Annotated in this window: 19 protein-coding genes and 1 pseudogene; 15 read left to right on the top strand and 5 right to left on the bottom strand. The window is 39.1% G+C overall.

Annotated elements, in window-relative coordinates; translation table 11 throughout:
* Window positions 1–162 precede the first annotated feature (162 nt).
* From IGI49_RS13585 to IGI49_RS13575, 3 genes are all read left to right on the top strand, one after another.
* On the top strand, window positions 163–570 hold the full coding sequence (locus tag IGI49_RS13585) for a hypothetical protein (RefSeq protein ID WP_429962133.1): 408 nt from the start codon (window positions 163–165) through the stop codon (window positions 568–570).
* Window positions 571–661: 91 nt separating this feature from the next.
* Window positions 662–964 (top strand): DUF5960 family protein, encoded by a 303-nt coding sequence (locus IGI49_RS13580; protein ID WP_429962132.1) that lies wholly within the window; start codon window positions 662–664, stop codon window positions 962–964.
* A 104-nt stretch (window positions 965–1,068) separates the two neighbouring features.
* Window positions 1,069–1,299 (top strand): hypothetical protein, encoded by a 231-nt coding sequence (locus tag IGI49_RS13575; RefSeq protein WP_429962131.1) that lies wholly within the window; start codon window positions 1,069–1,071, stop codon window positions 1,297–1,299.
* A 10-nt stretch (window positions 1,300–1,309) separates the two neighbouring features.
* Here the strand turns inward: IGI49_RS13575 and IGI49_RS13570 are convergent, their stop codons facing one another.
* The gene (locus IGI49_RS13570) at window positions 1,310–2,491 is read right to left on the bottom strand and encodes a NupC/NupG family nucleoside CNT transporter (protein ID WP_429962130.1); all 1,182 of its coding nucleotides are present in this window, start codon (window positions 2,489–2,491) and stop codon (window positions 1,310–1,312) included.
* 202 nt (window positions 2,492–2,693) lie between these two features.
* Between IGI49_RS13570 and IGI49_RS13565 the strand changes: the two genes are divergently transcribed.
* From IGI49_RS13565 to IGI49_RS13545, 5 genes are all read left to right on the top strand, one after another.
* Window positions 2,694–3,344, top strand: a complete 651-nt coding sequence (locus IGI49_RS13565) for a GntR family transcriptional regulator (protein WP_429962129.1) — start codon at window positions 2,694–2,696, stop codon at window positions 3,342–3,344.
* 138 nt (window positions 3,345–3,482) lie between these two features.
* Window positions 3,483–4,700 carry a quaternary amine ABC transporter ATP-binding protein gene (locus IGI49_RS13560; protein WP_278253139.1) on the top strand — a complete coding sequence of 406 codons (1,218 nt, stop codon included), beginning with the start codon at window positions 3,483–3,485 and terminating at the stop codon, window positions 4,698–4,700.
* Entirely contained in the window at window positions 4,693–6,414 is a 1,722-nt protein-coding gene (locus IGI49_RS13555) for an ABC transporter permease/substrate binding protein (RefSeq protein WP_429962128.1), read from the top strand. Before IGI49_RS13560 ends, IGI49_RS13555 begins: the two co-directional genes overlap by 8 nt.
* A 345-nt stretch (window positions 6,415–6,759) precedes the next feature.
* Complete coding sequence (locus IGI49_RS13550) at window positions 6,760–7,671, top strand: helix-turn-helix transcriptional regulator (RefSeq protein WP_429962127.1); 912 nt, start codon at window positions 6,760–6,762, stop codon at window positions 7,669–7,671.
* A gap of 61 nt (window positions 7,672–7,732) precedes the next feature.
* Window positions 7,733–8,404 carry a flavin reductase family protein gene (locus tag IGI49_RS13545; RefSeq protein WP_429962126.1) on the top strand — a complete coding sequence of 224 codons (672 nt, stop codon included), beginning with the start codon at window positions 7,733–7,735 and terminating at the stop codon, window positions 8,402–8,404.
* A gap of 831 nt (window positions 8,405–9,235) precedes the next feature.
* Here the strand turns inward: IGI49_RS13545 and IGI49_RS13540 are convergent.
* Window positions 9,236–9,973 (bottom strand): NADPH-dependent oxidoreductase, encoded by a 738-nt coding sequence (locus IGI49_RS13540; RefSeq protein WP_429969598.1) that lies wholly within the window; start codon window positions 9,971–9,973, stop codon window positions 9,236–9,238.
* Between the two features lie 93 nt (window positions 9,974–10,066).
* Between IGI49_RS13540 and IGI49_RS13535 the strand changes: the two genes are divergently transcribed.
* The 5 genes and pseudogenes from IGI49_RS13535 (at window position 10,067) to IGI49_RS13515 (ending at window position 15,725) form a co-directional block, all read left to right on the top strand.
* Window positions 10,067–10,444, top strand: coding sequence for a winged helix-turn-helix transcriptional regulator (locus IGI49_RS13535; protein ID WP_429964919.1), 378 nt, complete (start codon window positions 10,067–10,069; stop codon window positions 10,442–10,444).
* A 25-nt stretch (window positions 10,445–10,469) separates the two neighbouring features.
* Window positions 10,470–10,797 (top strand): annotated as a pseudogene (locus tag IGI49_RS13530) (AAA family ATPase); the annotation flags it as partial.
* A 673-nt stretch (window positions 10,798–11,470) separates the two neighbouring features.
* The gene (locus IGI49_RS13525; protein ID WP_429964918.1) at window positions 11,471–12,586 is read left to right on the top strand and encodes a tyrosine-type recombinase/integrase; all 1,116 of its coding nucleotides are present in this window, start codon (window positions 11,471–11,473) and stop codon (window positions 12,584–12,586) included.
* A 529-nt stretch (window positions 12,587–13,115) separates the two neighbouring features.
* A complete protein-coding gene (locus tag IGI49_RS13520; protein ID WP_429964917.1) occupies window positions 13,116–15,200 on the top strand; it encodes an LPXTG cell wall anchor domain-containing protein in 2,085 nt (694 codons plus the stop codon).
* Between the two features lie 78 nt (window positions 15,201–15,278).
* Window positions 15,279–15,725, top strand: a complete 447-nt coding sequence (locus tag IGI49_RS13515; protein ID WP_429964916.1) for a hypothetical protein — start codon at window positions 15,279–15,281, stop codon at window positions 15,723–15,725.
* Window positions 15,726–15,964: 239 nt separating this feature from the next.
* Here IGI49_RS13515 and IGI49_RS13510 read toward each other — a convergent pair whose 3' ends face one another.
* The 3 genes from IGI49_RS13510 to IGI49_RS13500 form a co-directional block, all read right to left on the bottom strand.
* Window positions 15,965–16,792, bottom strand: coding sequence for a hypothetical protein (locus tag IGI49_RS13510; protein ID WP_429964915.1), 828 nt, complete (start codon window positions 16,790–16,792; stop codon window positions 15,965–15,967).
* 73 nt (window positions 16,793–16,865) lie between these two features.
* Window positions 16,866–17,426, bottom strand: a complete 561-nt coding sequence (locus IGI49_RS13505; RefSeq protein WP_429964914.1) for a 5-bromo-4-chloroindolyl phosphate hydrolysis family protein — start codon at window positions 17,424–17,426, stop codon at window positions 16,866–16,868.
* A 57-nt stretch (window positions 17,427–17,483) separates the two neighbouring features.
* Complete coding sequence (locus tag IGI49_RS13500; protein ID WP_429964913.1) at window positions 17,484–18,137, bottom strand: hypothetical protein; 654 nt, start codon at window positions 18,135–18,137, stop codon at window positions 17,484–17,486.
* A 997-nt stretch (window positions 18,138–19,134) separates the two neighbouring features.
* Here IGI49_RS13500 and IGI49_RS13495 point away from each other — a divergent pair.
* Complete coding sequence (locus IGI49_RS13495; RefSeq protein WP_429964912.1) at window positions 19,135–20,184, top strand: tyrosine-type recombinase/integrase; 1,050 nt, start codon at window positions 19,135–19,137, stop codon at window positions 20,182–20,184.
* A 381-nt stretch (window positions 20,185–20,565) separates the two neighbouring features.
* Window positions 20,566–21,303 (top strand): WxL domain-containing protein, encoded by a 738-nt coding sequence (locus IGI49_RS13490; protein ID WP_429964911.1) that lies wholly within the window; start codon window positions 20,566–20,568, stop codon window positions 21,301–21,303.
* Window positions 21,304–21,358 lie beyond the last annotated feature (55 nt).

Below are 21,358 nucleotides of genomic sequence, written 5' to 3'. Positions count from 1 at the left end.
TGTGCCAAAAGCTGGACTGACACCTCTTGCAGTATAGTGAATAGTTGGGCTGCTGACAAGAGGCGGTTAGCAATAGTTAAAAATAACTAATTATGCGCAAATTGATCAAGGCTATTGTTGGAAAACATGCTACAATCTGTTCTGGAAAGGACGAATGTACATATGAAACTTACTTTGGCAATTGATCTTCTAGAAAATGAATGGAACATAGTAGAACCCAATAAGCTTGTTTCACCGGAGCCGCTGATTTTTGCGACCTTCTTGATTCATAAGAAGCGGTTGACTGTTGACTCAAACAATCAGCCCCAGCTGGGTCGTAACGACGAACGGGAGTTGAAGAAAATTCTTAAGCTGCTGCGTACGAATCATCGTGAATATTTGCAGGCGCTGGATCAGGATATCCTGCTTTCAAATAATGAGCATCTTTTTCAGCAGCAGCTATTGATGCAGGCAATGCTTAGTGAATTACGTAAGCTGGAGGCACCCGATGAACTGAAACTGATTCGTTTGGAGCTGACAGGCAGCTGGCCCTTGTATCAAACCGAAGAAGGATTGATGGATTTATATTAGCCAGCTTATGTTTGGTCAATACCTTTCATTAACGTTTTTTGGAGATTTCTTTTACAATGAAAGAAAGAGCTAGTGAAAGGAAGGAACAAAAATGGTATTAGAATATTTTGATGGACAAGAAAATTTTTTCAACGACTATAAAAAAGCCGTAAAAGAGGAAGACTTTGACGAACAAAGCGTGATTGATGATGTAATGGCGCAGCTAAGCCTGCCTGCTGAGGATGGCAGGTTAAGCTATACGCTTTCCGGCAGCAAAACAAAAAGCAGCCGTCCATCAAGCTTCCCTTTTAGAAAAGAATTAGTTGCTCGGGATCCTGAGGCAACCGTTGACACCCTCTACTTTTATGAGGGCGAACCTTACGAATTTGATTTACAAGAAGACGAACAACCGTAGCATCCGACAGTTTCTGTGAAAGCAGAGGCTGTTTTTTTTGAGTCGTTTTAGCAGACAAATTTCCAGGACTTTTATAGGCTAGGGGATGAGGTGATGCACCTGTTTTGCAGCAAGTGCATCACAACTGGTGGACAGATGTACTCGTGCCATTACTGGGCTTTGTCATTACCATTTTTTTACTGATTAAGTTCGATTGGGTGGCTCAGTTTACCCAAATGGTTAACGGTCAACGTCACCTTAATCTGTTGGCGATTGGTGCGATGATAATGGGCTTTATCATTATGCCGGCATTATTGTATTGGTGGAACAAAAAAAGCTTAAGGTCGCGGCCTTAAGCTTTTTACTCTAATAAATTAACCCAGTAACAATGGCACTCAGAAAGCTGACCAAGGTAGCACTCAGCAAAATCTTTAAGCCATTTTTAGCAACCAGATTCCCTTTTTCTTCATTCAAGCCCTTCATTGCACCTGAAATGATGCCGATGGAAGAAAAGTTAGCAAAGGAAACCAAGAAAACTGAGACAATCGCAGTCGTCCGTCCGCTAAAATCCCAAGAACCCTTTGCCAGCTCAGTCATCGCCACAAACTCATTGGTCACCAATTTAGTAGCCATTAAGCTGCCAGCAGAAACAGCTTCATCCCATGGAATTCCCGTAATAAAAGCAAAGGGTGCAAAAATGTATCCCAAAATCTCTTGGAAGGTCAGTCCAGTTATTTTGCTAAAAATAAAGTTGATCATGGCAATCAATGCGACGAAACCAATCAGCATAGCAGCAACGGTAATAGCCACATGGAATCCATCTAAAATGTATTCTCCCAGCATTTGAAAGAAGGTTTGCTGGTCGTCTTCCGCAATCAACAGCTCGTCCTCTTGCTGATCCAATTGATAAGGATTGACCAAGGACGAAATGATAAAGCCGCCGAAGAGGTTCAACACTAGCGCAGTAATCACATAGCGAGGTTCTAGTAGTGCCATGTAAGAGCCCACGATCGACATCGAGACTGTCGACATCGCAGAAATACTCATCGTTGTTAATCGCTTTTCTGACAGGAAAGGCAGCTCCTTTTTAATCGAGATAAACACTTCTGACTGACCCAAAATAGCTGAGGCAATCCCATTGTAGGACTCAAGCTTCCCTAAGCCGTTAATCTTGCTTAGACCCAAGCCCACCCATTTCATAAAAAACGGCAGGATTTTGATGTAGCGCAGAATTCCAATAATGGCTGAAATAAAAACGATCGGCATCAGTACGGTCAAAAAGAACGGCGCACTGCCCTTGTTGGTAATTCCGCCAAAAACAAAGGTTACTCCGGAGTGAGCAAACGTTAATAAAGCCGCAAATACATTCGCTAAGCCACCGACTAAGGTAGTTCCGAAGGTTGTTCGCAGCAGAAGAAAGCCTAATAAAAATTGCAATACCAGCATCACGATCAATGGCCGCAGCTGAATTCCCTTGCGATTCGTGCTGATTCCATAGCTTAAGCCCAGCACCAATAAAAGACCGATAATCCCCATGATAAATGACAAAAAATCTCCCCCTAAAAATATAATCTGTGACAGATTACGACTTTTTGAAGCGAAAAGCGAGGCAAAACCCTCCAACTGGGCATTTTTTTAGCAAGATATTATATAGAAAGCACTAACAAATTAAGGTTTCTCTTGCGTAAAAATCCGTGGATAGGGTAAACTATGTATGCTTTTACCAAATGACGTAAAAAGGGGCACCATCATGGATAAAGATAAGAAACATGTGCGGCTGCCGCGCTATCAGCAGGTTGCGGTCGAGATTGCCGAACGAATTGCTGATCAGCGCTATGGGGTGGGCCAGAAAATTCACGCCCGTTCCACCTTGGCGAGCAACTTCAATGTATCCCCAGAAACAGCCCGCAAAGCGATCAATGTGCTAGTAGACTTAGAAATAATGGAAGTTCGTCACGGCAGTGGTGCGTACGTTCTTTCTCGTGAGAAGGCCCAGGCCTATTTAGAAAAATACAAAGATGTTCAATCCATTCAGGAAATCAAAAAGGAAATTTTGGACAGTGTCGAGCAGCAAAAGCAGGAGCTGGAAAACTTCTCCCATTTGCTGGATCAGTTGGTTTCTCAAACCAAACGGGTGCATAATTTCGCGCCGTTTATTCCTTATGAGTTGAAGTTGACAGAAGAGGCTCAGCATTTGAATGCAACGGTTAACGAATTGAATCTTTGGCATGAAACGGGAGCGACGATCATTGCCATTCAAGACGAGGATGAATTACTGCTGTCCCCAGGACCCTACGCGAAGCTGACGAACGGCTGCACCTTGTTCTTTGTTAGTAATGAATTAGGCTTCCAGCGGATGCAAAATCTTTTTTATCCTGATCAGCTGCCAGAAATCGAATAATTGACGCCAGCCTCTCAATCGAATTTGTTCACTTGAGGGGCTTCGCACGTATTTTCTGAAAATTTACACTTTCTCTTTGACAAAAGTGACCACATGGTGTTAATATATGGTGGTCACTTTTTTAAAGGAGGAAGTTGTTTGAGTAAAGTTAAGGTAGAACATTTAACCAAAATATTCGGCAAGCGGCAGCAGCAAGCCCTAGCCATGATGAAAGAAAATAAAAGCAAAACGGAGATCTTGAAGAAAACCGGCGCAACCGTTGGGGTTTATGATGCCAGCTTTGAGGTCAACGAAGGGGAAATATTCGTAGTCATGGGTCTTTCCGGTAGTGGGAAGTCTACAATGATCCGTTTATTAAACCGTTTAATCGATCCAACATCCGGTGAGATTTTTATTGATGGACAAGACATAGCCAAAATGAATAAAGAAGAACTAAGAGAGGTTCGCCGCCATAAAATCAATATGGTCTTTCAAAATTTTGGACTCTTTCCTCACCGTACCATTTTAGAAAATGCGGAATACGGCCTAGAAGTTCGCGGCGTACCAAAGGAAGAACGCCAAAAATTAGCAGAGCAGGCCTTGGATAATTCCGGATTGCTCTCATTTAAAGATCAATACCCAAATCAACTATCCGGTGGGATGCAGCAGCGGGTTGGATTAGCGCGGGCTTTAGCCAATGATCCAGAGATTTTGTTGATGGATGAAGCTTTCTCAGCGCTTGACCCATTGATTCGCCGCGAAATGCAGGACGAATTATTGGATCTTCAATCGAATGTGCAAAAAACGATCATCTTTATTACCCATGATTTGAATGAAGCACTGCGCATTGGTGATCGCATTGCCTTGATGAAGGATGGCGAAATTATGCAAATTGGTACCGGGGAAGAAATTCTGACCAATCCTGCGAACCAATATGTTCGCGATTTCGTTGAAGATGTCGATCGTTCCAAGGTACTAACGGCAGCCAATATCATGGTGCCAGCCTTTACAACGAATATCGAAATCGATGGACCAAACGTAGCCTTGAATCGGATGCGTAAAGAAGAAGTCAGCATGCTTTTAGCTGTTGACCGCAAACGGATGCTGAAGGGCAGCCTGACAGCCGACAAAGCGCTGGAAGCGCGGCAAAAGAATTTATCCTTGAAGGATGTTATTGATAAGAATGTACGCACTATTCCAAAAGATATGCTGGTAACAGACATCTTTAATCTGATTTTCGATTCTCCAACACCATTAGCAGTAGTTGAGAACAATCGCTTAGAAGGTGTAGTTATCCGCGGCAGTGTGCTGGAAGCACTAGCGGAAACAACCGATGAACAGACAGAGGAATTGGAAGGAGTGACTGCAAATGACTAATTTCCTACAACAAAGCTTGCCAATTGCTGACTGGGTTGAATCCTTCACTGATTGGCTGACCAGTACCTTTGCAGGACTATTTTCTGCCCTGCAGCACGGTGGACAATTCGTCATGGATGGCATGACCGGCATTTTAACGTCTATTCCAGCTTTGCTTTTAATTGCTGTAATTACCGTTGCGGCCTTCTTTATCTCAAATAAAAAATGGGGGCTGACCTCGTTTACCTTGATTGGTTTGTTGTTTATTTACAATCAAGGCTTATGGACAGACTTGATGAGTACGGTCACTCTAGTTATTTTGTCTAGTGTCATTTCGATCGTAATTGGGGTGCCATTAGGAATTCTGATGGCTAAAAATGAAACAGCGAAGACGATTATTACACCGATTCTGGACTTTATGCAGACCATGCCTGGTTTCGTGTACTTGATTCCAGCGGTAGCCTTCTTTGGTATCGGGATGGTACCAGGGGTATTCGCCTCAGTCATTTTCGCATTGCCACCAACTGTTCGTTTTACGAACTTAGGAATTCGTCAAATTCCGAAAGAACTGGTAGAAGCCTCTGATTCATTTGGTGGAACAGCCAGTCAAAAATTGTTCAAGCTAGAATTGCCATTAGCAAAAAGCACAATCTTGGCCGGTGTAAACCAAACCACCATGCTTGCTTTATCAATGGTAGTAATTGCTTCGATGATCGGTGCCCCCGGTCTAGGACGTGGCGTCTTGTCAGCCTTGCAACGTGCACAGGTTGGTAACGGCTTTGTGAATGGATTGGCTTTGGTTATCCTAGCGATTATCATTGACCGCTTTACCCAAAACATCAACAAGCCTAAGCAGCAAAAAGCCAAACAAACTGCTGGCAGCAAGAAAAAAACCGGCATTTTGATAGCCGCTGCAGCGGTAGTCGTAATTATTGGTTCAGTTGCTTTTGGCGGATCAAAGGATGCAACTAAGGGCACTGTTAATTTATCCTATGTAGAATGGGATACAGAGGTCGCTTCCACTCACGTAGTCGGTGAAGTCTTAAAAGACATGGGCTACCAAGTGAACCTAACGCCACTGGACAATGCGATTATGTGGGAATCAGTTGCTAAAGGCGAAACCGATGGAATGGTAGCAGCCTGGCTGCCAAACACCCATAAAGCACAATATGCTCAATACAAGGATCAAGTAGATGATCTAGGTGTGAACCTTGAAGGAGCTAAGCTGGGCTTAGTTGTTCCAGACTACATGGACGTTAATTCTATTGAAGACTTAACCGACCAAGCCAACAAAACCATCACAGGTATCGAACCTGGTGCAGGAGTAGTAAATGCAGCAGAGAAAGCCTTGACCGATTATCCTAATCTAGCTGATTGGAAGGTTGCTACTTCTTCTTCTGGAGCGATGACTGTAGCGTTAGGTCAAGCGATTAAGAACAAACAGCCGATCGTGATTACTGGCTGGTCTCCACATTGGATGTTTGCCAAATATGGGTTGAAATATTTGGAAGATCCGAAGGGTTCAATGGGCCAAGCAGAATCCATTCATACGATTGCTCGCCAAGGGTTAAAGGATGACGAACCAGAGGTCTACAACGTGTTGAATAATTTCAATTGGACCAAGGATGACATGGAAAGTGTCATGCTGGCGATCAACGAGGGTCAAGATCCGACCGATGCAGCCAAGGATTGGATTGCTGCTCACCCTGAGCAAGTCGCTGAGTGGAAGAAATAAGAAGAATCAGCAGTTGAATTACTGAAAAAAGAAAGACTCTCTTTGAATTCTGATATTCGAAGAGAGCTTTTTTTGACTATTGAAAGTATGTGTTTTTAGGAAAAGGTTAAGTTTTTAATTACCTTTTCATCTTATAGGAAGGCTGCAACCCCCTTATCCTGCGCGGGATAGGGATATACAAGAAGCCATCACATTTACACAGAGCGCTACCTATTGGATAAAGGGGAGGTGCTTTGTTTGTGATAGTGCAATGCTTGCCGGTTAGCAAAAAGACTAAATAACAGGAAAAGGAACAAGACATATAAGTGTCCTATTCCAATGTTATAATAGTTTGGAGGTGAGCGTATGAAAATAGACCGACTGATCGGTATCATTACAATTCTTTTGCAAAAGGAAAAAGTAACAACAGCACAATTAGCAGAGAGATTTGAAGTGTCCAGCAGGACTATCCAGCGTGATATTGATAACATCTGTAAAGCTGGTATTCCTATTGTATCTATGCAAGGATATGGTGGAGGGATTTCTATTGCAGAAGGCTATAAAATTAATAAAACAATACTGACAGAAAAAGAATTGAGTGCAATTTTTATGGGACTAAAGAGTATTGATAGCATCTCAAAAGATACTTATTCTCAAAATCTCATGGAAAAACTCACCAACGAAAGAAGCACGATCCTCTCTGACCAAAATAGAGTGCTTATTCATTTATCTTCCTTTCATCAAGAGAGCCTAACTGAAAAAATTGATGTGATAAAACAGGCCATTAGCAATAGAGAACTAATTTCTTTTCAATACTATTCTGAAAAGGGGGAGAGCCAACGTGTTATTGAACCCTACTACATTATGTTCAGATGGCTTGCATGGTATGTTTACGGATACTGCCTTGCTAAGCAAGATTATAGACTTTTCAAATTAAATCGGTTGAGCGAATTACAAAATGCACAAACAAATTATGAGGAAAGGTTTATCTCAGAAAAACAACTTAATTTTGATGATTATATTTGGATTGATGATATAAAGTTAATCGCTCTTTTTGACACCAGCGTAAAATATAGACTGATTGACGAATATGGACCTGAATGTATAACATTCGATAAACAATCCGGTAAGCTGCGGTTTGAGAACGTTTTTACCAACCGCAACCATTTAACCCAATGGATATTAAGCTATGGGGATGCCGTAAGGGTTATAGAACCTCTTGAACTAATTGATGAGGTTTGCAAAAATGCAAAAAACATTTTAGTTCACTATGAGTAATACGACATACAGTTGTCGTATTGCATGTGTTAGGTTAAATAAAAAGGAGGAGGAATTTATTATGAAAAAAGAAGTATCTATGTTTGACAGACCAGAGAAACTTGCTGGATACGATATTGAGCAATACGTGGCATTTTGCGGCAACTTGTCTTGGTATGATTTTGTTACATCCATTCCACAGTCGGTGTTTGTTGTTACAGGCTGGAAATCCAACGGTAAGGAAAATGCTTGTCTGCACTCTTGGTCTAGTTTTATGGGAAGTGGCTTGGACAACTTTATCTGTGTGCTAGGAAAAGTTGATAAAGGCGGACATATGTATCAATCACTAAAAGAAACAGGAGTATGTGTCTTAAACTTTCCCTCAAAAAAAATCTATGATCGCTGTATTAAAACGATTGGGAATAATCAGTTTGAAACAGATGAAATCACTGCTTCTGGTTTAACTGCGGAAAAAGCGTCAAAAGTCAATGCACCACAAATCAAAGAGTGCTTTCTGAATATCGAATGTGAATACTTATGGGAACAGGAGCTTTTTGTTGGGAGTAAAGAAGTGGTGATTGCAGTAAGAGCTGTCAATATTAGCATGGATAACGAATACTCCGACCAAACCAAACTCGGAAGATATGGGAAGAACGGCTATTTGTACTACATTGACCAGCCTACTAACCCAGAAACAGGAGAGATTACAACGACAATTAATTACGGAACAGTGGAACCGGGCGAACCCCTTTAACGGATTACGCATTAGCGTTGATTAACTGTTTGGTAGAAGGAGAGTCTTCTAGTTGAGAAGCATTTCATATGCCGAGCAACCTGACACCTAGGGCCAAGTTTACATGTTGTTGGCCGAAAAGAGCAGTACTACAGCTTTGCCGCTAGTTTATTGTTCATCCGTTTCCACTGGACCAAGGATGATATAGAAAGTATCCTGCTAGCGATCAATGAAGTACTTACTGGTTTACTGCTCACCCTGAGCAATTAGCTGAGTGGAAGAAATAAGCATTACAAGAAATAAGAAGAATCAGTAGTTGATTTACTGAAAAAAGAAAGGCTCTCTTTGAATTCTGATATTCAAAGAGAGTTTTTTTGACTATTGAAAGTATGTGTTTTGAGGTGTTCGAAAGTCTTACAAAGTCAGGTTTTTGAGCAGGTTCTTTTCTTAAAATGAAAGCAAGGATAACCCCTATGGCAAGTAGTAGCGGGAAAATAGAAGTAGTACTATCACAAAAGAAGTTATAGTAAGAATACTTATGGAATAGCAGCGAGATCGCCATCTATGGATATCGGTTGGAAAATGGAAAGATAATTTTGTAAACTAGTTATGAAAGGCAACCTTATCAACATTTTAAAAATCATATGCTATAACGAACGTGCGAAAAGAAAAAATTGATCTGTGCTACGGCACACGAAAGCACTACTCGGCTAGGAGTAGTGCTTTTTTTCGCTTTAAACAAGATAGTTACTGGAATTAATTAAAAGAAAATTGTTAAAAACGGCGTATTCAGCAAAATAGAAAACTTCCTCAAAAGTAAGACAGCCCAGTGAAGTATCTTTCCACTTGTAGTTAATTTAGTTGGAACCCTTGTTCCTTTAAAAATTCCGCGATCTCGGGTCTTCTGATAGTTTCAAAATAATCAATATTACTGTCAAGCCATGATGTTTGTTTTTGGTTATTTTCTCTGGAACTATAATATTTCCTAGATATTTTTTCATAGTCACTTAAATCAACAAATTGTTCTTTAGGATAATAATTTTCACTAATTTGATTTTTTTCTAACAGTCTAGGTTTGACTTGATTTTTACTGGAGGGAAACCCTACTGTTAGTCCAAATAAAGGAAGTGTATATTTTGGCAATTTTAACAATTGTGAAACTTTTCGTACATCATTACGAATACCGCCAATATAACAAATACCTAAATCCATGGATTCGGCAGCTATTGCCATATTTTGAGCCGCAATTGATGTATCAACTATACTTACAATTAGAGATTCCATGTTAGTTAATCCGTCTAGTGATTTGTTATTCTCGATTAACAAGTTTGATTGTCTATATAGATCAGCTACAAAAACAAAAAATGTTCCTGTATTTTTTACGTAGGATGAACTTTCAGTTATTTCAGATAGTTTTTCCCTTAATACTTTATCAGTAATTTCTAAAATTGAAAAAGCTTGAACAAAATGGGAAGACGACGCACTACGCGCTGCAGTTATCAATGTTGTTCTGATTTCTGGAGATAGCGGAATGTTTTTAAAATCTCTGACAGAAACGTGATCTTCCATTTTTTTTATACAATTATTCATTAAAAAATTCCTCCTTGATATTTACATCAAGTATACAGCCGAAGTATTATTAGGACAATACTGTCAAAAAAGATACCTGAAAGGAGCTTAAAAATGAGAAAGACGTATGAACAGATGATTGAGTGTAATTGCGATATGGCAAATACTTTAGCTATTGTGAGTGGCAAATGGAAACTATTGATTCTTTATCATTTATTAAATAAAGAACACAGATTTAATGAGTTACACAGATTATTAAATCGAATTACAGCTCACACTCTAAGTAAAGAGCTAAAAGAATTAATAGGTGATGGATTAATAGAAAAAACGACATATAATATCATTCCACCAAAGACTATTTATAATATATCTGATAAAGGTAAAGAGCTAGAAATCGTTCTCGTGGAAATGAAAAAATTCGGACACAGACACCCATTAAAGATTAGTGATGATGTATATAACAGCAGAAACGTTCCAGAAGACGATCAGTAAAGCGTAATATAAGTAGAAAAAATGATTGTTCTTGATTAGCATGTATGGTATAGAAAAACGATTAAGTAGATACCCTCAACTTTATTCTAGAATCGGATTTGCACAATCTATGTGAAGATGAAACACATCATATTATTGAATATAAGTGGCCTGGTCTTAGAATGGATCTTAAACTTGAAGAACTTTCAGATTACGAAGCTATAGCTAACATCATAAAAATCACGAAAGGTAATTTTGGATTGCTACACCAATTATTTTTTCAAATCCATCGGATATTGAAGATTGATGAATTAAACACCATTACCACGGATGTAGTAGAAGCAACAAGAGATACCTCAGTCATTGGCTTGTAAGGCCGTCATTTATATTTAAAGAAAACCGCCATTTAAATCTAAAAGTAACAAAGCCGCTTTTTTATTTATACGTTTTGAAGGCAACATAATCTATCTTATAGTAGGATTGTGTTACATTCGCTTGGAGGCTAAAAAGCTGTTTGAAGTCTGGATTGCTGCTCACTCTGAACAAGTAGCTTAGTGAAAGAAATAATTAAAATACCACAATATATAAGATGTTTTATTTATAAAAAATAAGAAGAATCGGCAGTTGCTTGTGTACGTTTTTGCTGAAAAAGGAAAAGCTCTCTTTGGACTTTGATAGTCAAAGAGAGCTTTTTTTGTTGTTTTTTAATAGAAAGGCTTTTTTGTTAAAAGCAACGGTAATATTTATACGATTTATAGAAAATCTATTTAATGCTGTTGTATCAGTGTTTTTAATGTTGAGTTTCTCAGTTTTACTTCGTGGTATGAAAAAAACCACGACATTGATCGGCTGCTATCGTCGTTTTTTTAAGTGAAGCTGAATAAAGTCATCTAAATTGTAGTATGTTTTTTTAGTCAGGTCAACAGTTTTATTTATAAAATACCTATTTTTTTATAAATATTGAAATGAATTAGTCAAAATAGATGACCTAACAGGAGGGGAAGCTGGTTTATCACCCGTCAGTTCCGCCGTCAAAAAGAAAGGAAGATGCTAGCAGTGAGCAAACGAGGCGAAAACATTTATAAACGTAAGGATAAACGTTGGGAAGGTCGTTATCGCAAAGGCCGAACCATTGATGGCAGGATTCAATATGGATCAATTTACGGGGAGACCTATCAAGAAGTGAAGGAAAAGCTTTATCCCTATAAAATCAAATACCAAACGATCATTCAGTTGCAGGGGGTTGGCAGTATCCCATTGTCAGAATGGGTTGCCGTTTGGCTAGCTGAGTTTCAAAGCAAATGGAAACCAGCAACCTATGCGAACTACCACCACAAATTGACCAAATACGTTTTAACGAAAATCGGCAATCAACCCCTGAACAAATTAACACAAGAAAGCCTGCAACAGTTGGTTGATCAGCTGCAGCGCGAGCCGCTGAGCCCTTCAACCATCGAAGTCATAGTTCGTATTTTAAGCAATTGTCTGAATCAGGCGGTCCAAAAAGATTTGCTGCGCAGCAACCCCTGTCAACAGGTTCAGCTGCCGCGCAAATCCCAAAGTAAGGTTCATGCTCTAACTAAAAAGGAGCAAAAAAGTCTGGAGTGTGAAGCAAAAAAAGTTCCCGCAGCACAAGGATTGCCGATACTTTTGGCTTTGCAAACCGGCATGCGAATTGGTGAAATAGCCGCTTTACAATGGAAGGATATCGATTTCGACAGCAATCTAATCCATGTGGGACATACTTATCAACGGGTGGCTGCCTTCACAGATGAAGGCCCAAAGAGCCAGCTTGTTTACGGCGAAGCTAAGACCCGTTCATCTAAACGGGTGATCCCTATCACAGATAAGCTGAAGAAGGTTTTGTTGAAAGCACAGAAACAGACGAATCATCATTTTGTCTTCTCGGTCAATGGTCATCCCTGTGAGCCGCGCCTGCTAACTCGCTATTTCCATCAACTCCGAGGGAAAGCAAAGTTGAATCAGATTCACTTTCATCAGCTGCGCCACACCTTTGCTACTCGGTGTATTGAAGCGAGGGCGGATATCGCCTCGGTAAGCGCCTTATTAGGTCATGCATCTGCCAAGATGACGCTGGATATCTATACTGATGCGATGCTAGAGCAGCGGGTTCAGGCGATTCATTTAATGGCTGCCGCCTAGTAAACCGTTTTCAAAAAAATAACTATTCCCCGATAGGTCTCCCCTTTTTTGCTTTCTTTAGGTAAACGCTTGCAAAATTATGTAAACTAAATTAGAAACGAATCTGCTCGTTTTTCTAGTAATTTTTCTCCCTCAACAAACCTGTCACAAAATAAAAGCCGTCAAAAATGGTCAACAACTAATCTAAAGTCAACTGCAGCAAGCCTTTATTTCCCTTCCCTAGTCTTTTTCAAACTAGGAAGCGAATGAAGGATATCTGCCGGTTTATTTCACTATTTTATTATAAATGAGCGTTATTTAAAAGCATGAAGATTCTCTTGCTTTGCACTTAAGTATTTCGCAAAAAGCACGAGCTAAAACGGCTAGATAACATTCACCAGAGCCACTGCTGGCGAATTGTTTATAAATCTAAATATGAAGTGAAGGGGCTGGTTGATGAAAAGACACTGTAGGCACCAAAAAATGGGGGAGTTAGCGAATTTCGCTAAAGATTTTAAATGAGACTGTTTCAAAAAAAGGAGAGAAATCATTGAAAAAGACGAAACTTATTAGTTCACTTGTCGTATCTGCTACTTTGGGTTCTGTAGCTGCAGCTCCAATTGTCAGCCAGGCAGCTGAAGCAACTGACAATACGGAGAAAACACAAAAAAGCTTTGACGAAACCAAATTTGTCGAGCTAGAGCAAGCAGCCAAAGACCGAGTAGAACAGGCTAAGTCTGACTTAGCCACAGCCCAAGAAGCTTTAGCCAAATTGGAAAAAGAAACACCAGAGCAATTAGCAGCAGGTAAACAAGCCATCGAAGATAAAAAGGCTGAAATGCCAGCAGCCAAAGAAGCATTAGCAGCAGCGAAAGAAGCAGTGGCAGCTGAAGAAGAAAAAATGGAAGCCGCTCAGAAAAATTACGATGAAATCATCGCTATGGCCCAAAATGAAATTGATACTTCGCAAAAGCTGATTGACGAAAAACAAGCAATCGCTGACGAAGCGAAAGAAGCAGTCGATGCTGCGCAAGCTGAGTTGGATGAAGCAATTGCTGACTGGAACGCTGAACAAGAAAAGCAGCAGCCAGCCATCGATGAAGCGAAGCAAGCAATTGTGGATGCTGAAGCGAAGTTACAAGCGGCTAGAGAAGCGTTCAATGCTTCAGAAACAGCCATTCAAGAAGCAAATCTTGCGTTAGAAGCAGTCATTGCGAATATTAACGACCAAGACAACGTAATTGCACAAGCAAATGCCGAAAAAGATGCCGCTCAAGCCGCAGTTGTTCAAGCACAAGTAAATGCAGCGGATGCAGTGAATAACCTTAATATCTTGGCCGCTGAATTGCCAGCAGCACAAGCAGCTTACGATACCGCCCAAGCCGATTTAGCATCTATGACGCCAATGCTGGACAATGAAATTGCTACATCTCTAGCAGCAATTGTTGCTCAAGCAGAAATTATTAAAAGTCTTGATCCAACAGACCCAGCCAATGCTGCAGCGATCGCAGCAGCGCAAGCAGAAATTGCTAATCAGCAAGAATTTTTAGACTATTCTCAAAGGGAAAAAGACACTCTTACTAATGCAGTAGCAGCTGCCCAAACACAACTAAACAACACCGCTGCTGCCTATGCCGCTGCTGAAGCTGCTATCGGTACAACTGAGGCTGAATTGCAAAATGCTTTAGCTGCTCAAGAGCAAACTAATCAATTAGCTGACGAAAAAATTGCTGAAGCCCAAGCAATTATCGACCAAGCCCCTGAATTGATCACTGAAGCCGAAACAGCAGTTCAAGAAGCAAACTTGAATCAAGAAGACAAACTTGCTGAAATGAATGCTGCTGAGTTAGAGCAAGCAGAGGTAAATACAGCATCTCAAGCCATCATCGATGAAGCCCAAGCAGCCATTGATGCAAAACAACCAGCAATTGATGAAGCTGAAACAGCTCTACAAGAAGCAAACCTTGCTTTGGAAGCTGCCCAAGCAGAAGTAGACACCGTTACTGCTGAACAGCAACCATTTATTGATTTCGCAAAAGAAACAATCAAGGAAGCCGAAGCAGAATTACAAGTTCAAAAAGATGCCTTGGCAGCTGTTCAAGCTGCTGAAGCAGAAGCACAAAAAACCGTTGATGAGTTAAAAGCAGCTATTGCAGATGCGAAGCAAGCCTACGAAGAGTTAGTAAAATCAACGACAGCTGCGATTTCAGATGCTAAAAATGCAGTCAAAGAACAAACAGCTGCAGTCAAAGCAGCGGAAGACCGCTTAGCAGGTTTGCGCGTAGGTGCTGCCGATGCCAAAGCCGGCAATAAGAAAGCCGACGTTTCGGGCGAAAGCGAAAGCTATCAATTAGGTTACGCTGACGGCTACGCGTCAATCATTGCTCCAGATACTGTAGATGTCGACAAAGCAGAAGATGCTGCTGATGAAGCGGTCGACAAAGCAGTGAACAAAACTACTGGAACCGTTCAAACGGCTGCTGCTGTTAAAACAGTACCAGCAACAGCTGGCGGAACTTCAGACAAACAATACCCACAGACCGGTTCTGCAGAAACACTTGCAGCTTCACTAATCGGATTAGGGTTAGTTTCCGCTACCGGTGCCGCAATGCTGCGTAAGAAATACCGCGTGTAAAGCACTCCAGAAGCGCACTGAAAGCCAGTCTTTTAGTGCGTTTCTCTATACATAGTGACGCAGAAAGGAATGTTTTTCGTGTCTTCGTTAGAAATCAAACTGGCCGATGGGGAAGTCTACATCATGAGCGGCGGCAAGCTGAAAAAACGACCGCCCGTCACTGCTCAGGACACTCTGGACAAGTCGGCCATTCAGTCAAAAATCGAAGCCCTCGACTTTTCCAATGAAATGACTAAAAATGCTTACCTCTATCGCCTGCAGGAATGCAAAACCGAAAGCGAACTCAACGATCTGATCGAAGTTATCGCGGTTGGCGAGGAACAGCTTTATTCAATTCAAACCGACCTCTTCCAGCTTTTGGAAAAATATGCCTGGCGCATTCAAGAGCTCCATTACCTGTCACTAATGCGCAAAAAGAGTCTGATCGAAGAATTGATCACCTGTGAATTGCAAGACGAGATGGAAGAATTATACCTCAAGGCCGTGGTGGAAGAAGAAGTTCTCAAAATCAGCCATGAACTCTAATAATATGTTGGCTGATCCTGCTAGATAAACGAAAATAGTTGAACCGCATTACAATACGAAAGCCAACCCTATTGCGACTAGGATTGGCTTTTTTTGTTCACTGTAACCATAAATGTGTGGATTAAACGGACTAGTTACACTATCGATTGTTGTCTTTGTCCTGCTAATGAGTAGTATGTCATTCCAACCTACTTTTTCTTGGTAAGAAATTGACTTTTAGAGCATCCAATCTACTATCGCTAATCGGTTATTTTCATCTCAAAATGCTCTGACAACCAAGTATACGTATTATTGGTAAATCGATCGATTTCTGCCAACTTTTTTTCTGTAAGGTGATCAAAATCGTCTTCATCAGCTAGCTTTCCTAAATATAGATCATTTACATCGACGAATACGCCTACACCATCAGGAAAAAGCCAATATTTAGTTAAAATCACATAACTTTGAGAAATTTCTCCCAACTCATCAGATAAACCACTTGAAGGACTAGCGTTAATAACTATCCCCGTTTTTACATCGCCGATATTATTTTGTTGGTATAGGGTTAGGAAAGAGCCACTCTCTTTCATTTTCTGCATTGTTACGCTCTCGAGTAAATTACCTGTAACCCGCACAGCGGTAACCCGTTCTGTCTCAAATCCGTTCGCTTTGTCATACATATGCTTTTTCCCGTCATTGACTATTGGAAATTGGGTGATGCCATTTTTTACCATTAACAAATTGTTGACTGAATCATAATTTTTAGTTGCGATAAGAGTGGTTTCGTTCAAGTGATTTTCTATACTTGAAAAATCGTTTAGTTGAAGAGTATACCCATTGCCAAAATTAAGATTCCCTCCATTAAAGCTAAGATCATATTTTTCAACTCTCTGATAGTCAGGCGGGAATTGAATCGATAGGTTTTGTTTGAATATAGGAATTTCTGTGAAGGGTTGATCTGCTTCAATCTGATCAAGTTTTTTTTGTGAAATAGCCACGATCCCTTCAGACACCTTCATAGCGACCATAGCTGCCAAGAAGGGACTTGCAGCAGCTAAGCCAATGGCGATAATTCCCAATAGAATCATCTTTCTAAGCTTTTTTTCTTGTAGAATTTTTAATTTGGGTTTTTCAAAAAGTTGATCATACTTCTCTGAAAAATTATTCTTTTTGTCCAGATGCGTGGTCTCCTTGCTTAACTGCTCCTTTTTCTATCACAGTTTCTTCTAATTCATCTTTCAAGTATCTATTATAATCGGTGACGATGGATTCACTCAATTCAATAAGGATCTTGTCTAGTTCTTTTTGCGTAGTTGTAAGTTCGCTGCTATCAATTGCTGTCTGTTCGAATGCTGCTCTTCTTTCTAAGGTATTCGAAAAAGCAGGCAAACTTCGGTAAAGAAAGTTATCATATAAGACAATATCTTTAGGTTTATCCATTAAATATCTAAATATCTCTTTACTTGCCGTAAGAGCAGAGTCTAAATACTGCTGCTCATTTTCTATCCCAGTCATTGCTTTTTCAGCTGTTCTGATTTGCGATTTTGCTTCTCCCAATGTTTCCTTGAAAATTTTTAGATCCCGATTGCTCAAGTTATGCTCTTCCTGAAAAGCATGAACTGCCAATAACTGTGCAGCCTTTAGTTTTGAGCGTTTCACTAATTCAAAGCTGATAACAAACAAAGCGGTAACCAAAATGATTACTAAAATATAGAAATACATCTTTTACTCTCCTGACAGAAAACTTTCTCATTATGGAGAAAATTCAGTTAATTCGGTTCATTTTTTAGTTGTATAGATAACAATGCAATCCTGTAAGAAATCATCCTCATCCTGCCCAAAACTGATACTATCATAATAGACAGCATCGTATTTTTGAGCTACTTTTACTCCAATTCGTTGAGAAATATCTTTGGTATCTAAGAAATCTGACAAACCGTGAATCGTATCAATGTTGAAGCAATAGATAGTAATACGTTTTAAATAATCTTCTTGAATCTCCTTTGCAAAATCCCAAAATAGATATTCAAACAAATGAAGAAATTCAGGATTTCTCGTTTGTTCAGGAGTTGATAGAAAGGGTGATATCTCGTGAAGGTTTTTTTCACCATAGGTTTCATAGATCACATCAGATAAATGTTGTATTTTCACTAGATATTCTTTATACATCTTTGTTCCTCGTAATACTAAAACTAGTTCGCCAACCCATCCCAATACTAAAAGAAAGATCGCAATCCACCAGGCTAAACCGTAGTTAAAAAAAGAAAATCCTTTAACCTTGATCAAATAAAGGCTATAGATAGAGACTAATAAGATAAATAGCAAGGTTGATAATCGTGTTAGCTGAAGAAATCTTTTTCTAATTCTTTCGTGTTTTTGCATCCGGAATATACTGCTATTTAAGTCTTTTATTGCATCCTCATATGTGATCATTTCACCAAACCCCTCTAATGTTAGATAGATCCAGTATATCCTAAATATTTTTCTTAAGGTAGACGAGTTTTCAAATTTGAGAAAATTCGTTTCATTTAGAAATATGAATGGCTTGTTTCTCTGTCTTTATTGCTTCGAGTTCCAAGCGTGCATTAAAATTTAGAGTTTTCTCTTGCCAGATATTTAGTTTGCGTCATTGCGAATTTACCGCTGATCGATAGAGGAATTTCAGTGATAAATGAAATTTAGCGATACCGTTTTTATAATTATGAGTGAAAAAGAATTCAAAAAGGCGTTTCTATAAAGCGAGGATAGTTGAAGCAGACTGAACCTTAAAATATCGGGTATGACGATTACCTCTGCTTCTATGAATAAAGGAACTAACGGTAGCTGAATCATGAACGGTAGTTATCTCTTGAGAGATGGTGCTTACGAAGAGGAAGTATTATTTTTTTGTAGATTGCCCACTAAAAGAGGGGGAGGGTATTTTTTGTAGATATCGTTCTATAAGTAATGGAAATAGAACGATGAATTATCATGATTCGCAAAGTATATAGATTGCACTTAGGTGTTAAATATTGCGAAATTTTATTTCGGTTTAATGAATTTTAGAAAATGATGTTTTATTGAACAATTAATCCACGAAATAATTTTATTTCTTTGTTATTCTTTGTTGAAAAAACAATTGACAATGTGAATGAAATATCTTAGTCTTCTCTAGACTAAGATATTTCAAACCTTATTTTAAGCTATTTTTAATTTTTCACTGATAATTGTATACGATAAATAGTGTTTTGGCAACAAAAAATCCGGAAAAACATTACTTTTCTGTATTTGAAAAAGTAATTTAAGTCACAATGTCTTTATTTCGGATTAAATTCCGTTTGGAATCCGGTTTTTTTATCCGTCAAATAAGCCGTCAGAAAGGAAAGAGTTCAAATTGAGAATCGGAGAAAATATCTATAAAAGGAAAGATGGCCGATGGGAAGGTCGGTACGTGAAGGGCAGAAAGAAAAATGGTAAAACTAAGTTTGGTTATGTATATGCTAGTACACTAAATGATGTCCGAAATAAACTGTATCCATTAAAGGCAAAGTATCATAATTTGAGGGAAGAACAAGGTGAAACTATTTTATCTTTCCAAGAATGGGGAGAATACTGGCTAGCCACTATAAAGAGAGAAGTTAAAGAATCCACATACTCAAATTATTTATATAAATTGCATCATTATGTTACACCAGTTATAGGAACAAAATCTATGAATGAATTAACAACTGAGACAGGGCACGTATTACTGAAGGATTTGGAAGAAAAAGGTTTAAAGGACTCTACCATTGAAGCTATTTTTAGAATAACCATTCAATGCCTAGACTATGCACAAAAAAGAAAGATAATTAAGAGCAATTCATTTAAGCTTTTGAAAATAAATAAGCAGAAGAAAACAAAAAGAAAATCCCTCACACGAAATGAGCAACGAAGTTTGGAGGAGCAAGCACTAAAAGAGAAGAATGGAAATGGAATTCCAACTATTTTAGCTTTGCATACAGGTTTAAGAATTGGAGAAATTTCTGCTCTTAAATGGGAAGATATCGATTTTGAGTCTAATGTGATCCACGTAAGACATACTTACCAACGTATCCTATCAAATCAAGAAGAACGTAAAACGACTCTTGTCTACACAAATTCTAAAACCGAAAATTCAGCACGAGTTGTGCCTATGACTAAGAAGCTTAAAACCATATTAAAGAACCACAAAAAAGAAGCATCAGGTCCCTATGTTTTTTCATGTAAATCGCTTCCTAAAGAACCAAGATTATTAACGTATCATTTTCATAAAATCACTAAGAAAGTACAGTTATCCCATGTTCATTTTCATCAATTGCGTCATACCTTTGCTACACGGTGTATTGAAATGAAGGGAGATATCTCAAGTATAAGCGCCTTATTAGGACACAGTTCAACACAATTGACTCTTGATACTTATGTGGATGCGCTGTTAGAGCAACGAGTGAAAGTAATTAGCCAAATGGAAAAAGCAATCAGATAAATCGTTTTCAAAAAAATTGAAGACATTTTCTGGGGGCTTTTTTTTCTTTTTTTTCGGTACTATTCATTTTAAATTCCAGATTTAGCAAACAATTGGATAACTGGAATAGGCTCTTTTTTTTATCTCAAAAATTTAAAAGCCGTCAAAAGCCGTCATAATTGGTCTAGATCAACTTGTCTGCTAGGAGTTGTTGGTTTTATCTTAGTCTAGAGAAGACTAAGATATCTGGCTGGAAAATTGTGAACTTAATTCCAAGGTAACGAATATGAAATTACTTATATTTTATCACGTTGTGTTTTGTTATAAAAAAGATATCCACTCTTATTAAAAAAGGGTTAGATATAAATGTGTATATTCAAAGGATAGAAAGAGGAGAAAAAAATGACTAAAAGAAAATTATTTACAGGTGTCATGAGTGCAGTAATGTTAGTAGGAGTAGTTGTTTCTTCAACAATTTATGCAGATGCAGCAACTTATTCAGGCCAATCGAATGGTTCTGTCAGCTTTAAAGCTGGGGATCTAGTTCTTCCGCCAACCACAGGACCAACTACACCACCTGCATCTGATTTTGGGTTGCTTTACATTCCGGGAGAATTCAATTTTGAAGAAACCTCAGTTCCTTCTTCAACAGTAACTGCCAATACGTTTATCAATATTGATACGAATTGGGAAGGAAGTCCTGCTGCGAATACTGGTGGAACAGGAGGGTCTAATCCAGCAACTAAACATGTGGGTATTGGTGATGTGAGAGGTACAAATGCAGGCTGGAAGCTAGAAGCAAAGCTGACAAATGATCTGATTGATGCTGGAGCAAGCAAAACGTTAACTGGAGCAACTATTGAAATGTCACAAACGCTAAAAGAAATTACCAATCCTGCAACGGGAACACTTGGTACAGTTGTTTCTACCGGTTTAGCACCTACTGTTGCTGCAACGGTATCTATTGGTAGTGGTTCAACTACCTCTATCATGAATGCTCCTGCGACAAAAGGACAAGGTTATTGGAATGGGGAATTTACAAACATTCGATTAAAAATTCCAGCTGCGGCTATGAACACTGTTGCTGCAGGTGAACAATATGAAGGTACTGTTGATTGGACATTAACAGATGCTCCATAAAGGAAATGAATAAATTTTAACAAAAAAGATGGATGAAGATGTAAACATCTTCATC

The sequence above is a fragment of the Enterococcus sp. AZ071 genome, assembly GCF_050499065.1.
Classification (GTDB): Bacteria; Bacillota; Bacilli; order Lactobacillales; family Enterococcaceae; genus Enterococcus_A; species Enterococcus_A ferrettii.
This window is presented reverse-complemented; position numbering and strand designations above follow the sequence as displayed.

Excerpts from the sequence above, each read along its gene's own strand:
- IGI49_RS13585 (WP_429962133.1), top strand. The coding sequence starts at position 163 with ATGAAACTTACTTTGGCAATTGATCTTCTAGAAAATGAATGGAACATA.
- IGI49_RS13580 (WP_429962132.1), top strand. The coding sequence starts at position 662 with ATGGTATTAGAATATTTTGATGGACAAGAAAATTTTTTCAACGACTAT.
- IGI49_RS13565 (WP_429962129.1), top strand. The coding sequence starts at position 2,694 with ATGGATAAAGATAAGAAACATGTGCGGCTGCCGCGCTATCAGCAGGTT.
- IGI49_RS13555 (WP_429962128.1), top strand. The coding sequence starts at position 4,693 with ATGACTAATTTCCTACAACAAAGCTTGCCAATTGCTGACTGGGTTGAA.
- IGI49_RS13550 (WP_429962127.1), top strand. The coding sequence starts at position 6,760 with ATGAAAATAGACCGACTGATCGGTATCATTACAATTCTTTTGCAAAAG.
- IGI49_RS13545 (WP_429962126.1), top strand. The coding sequence starts at position 7,733 with ATGAAAAAAGAAGTATCTATGTTTGACAGACCAGAGAAACTTGCTGGA.
- IGI49_RS13540 (WP_429969598.1), bottom strand. The coding sequence starts at position 9,973 with ATGAATAATTGTATAAAAAAAATGGAAGATCACGTTTCTGTCAGAGAT.
- IGI49_RS13535 (WP_429964919.1), top strand. The coding sequence starts at position 10,067 with ATGAGAAAGACGTATGAACAGATGATTGAGTGTAATTGCGATATGGCA.
- IGI49_RS13525 (WP_429964918.1), top strand. The coding sequence starts at position 11,471 with ATGCTAGCAGTGAGCAAACGAGGCGAAAACATTTATAAACGTAAGGAT.
- IGI49_RS13510 (WP_429964915.1), bottom strand. The coding sequence starts at position 16,792 with ATGATTCTATTGGGAATTATCGCCATTGGCTTAGCTGCTGCAAGTCCC.
- IGI49_RS13505 (WP_429964914.1), bottom strand. The coding sequence starts at position 17,426 with ATGTATTTCTATATTTTAGTAATCATTTTGGTTACCGCTTTGTTTGTT.
- IGI49_RS13500 (WP_429964913.1), bottom strand. The coding sequence starts at position 18,137 with ATGATCACATATGAGGATGCAATAAAAGACTTAAATAGCAGTATATTC.
- IGI49_RS13490 (WP_429964911.1), top strand. The coding sequence starts at position 20,566 with ATGACTAAAAGAAAATTATTTACAGGTGTCATGAGTGCAGTAATGTTA.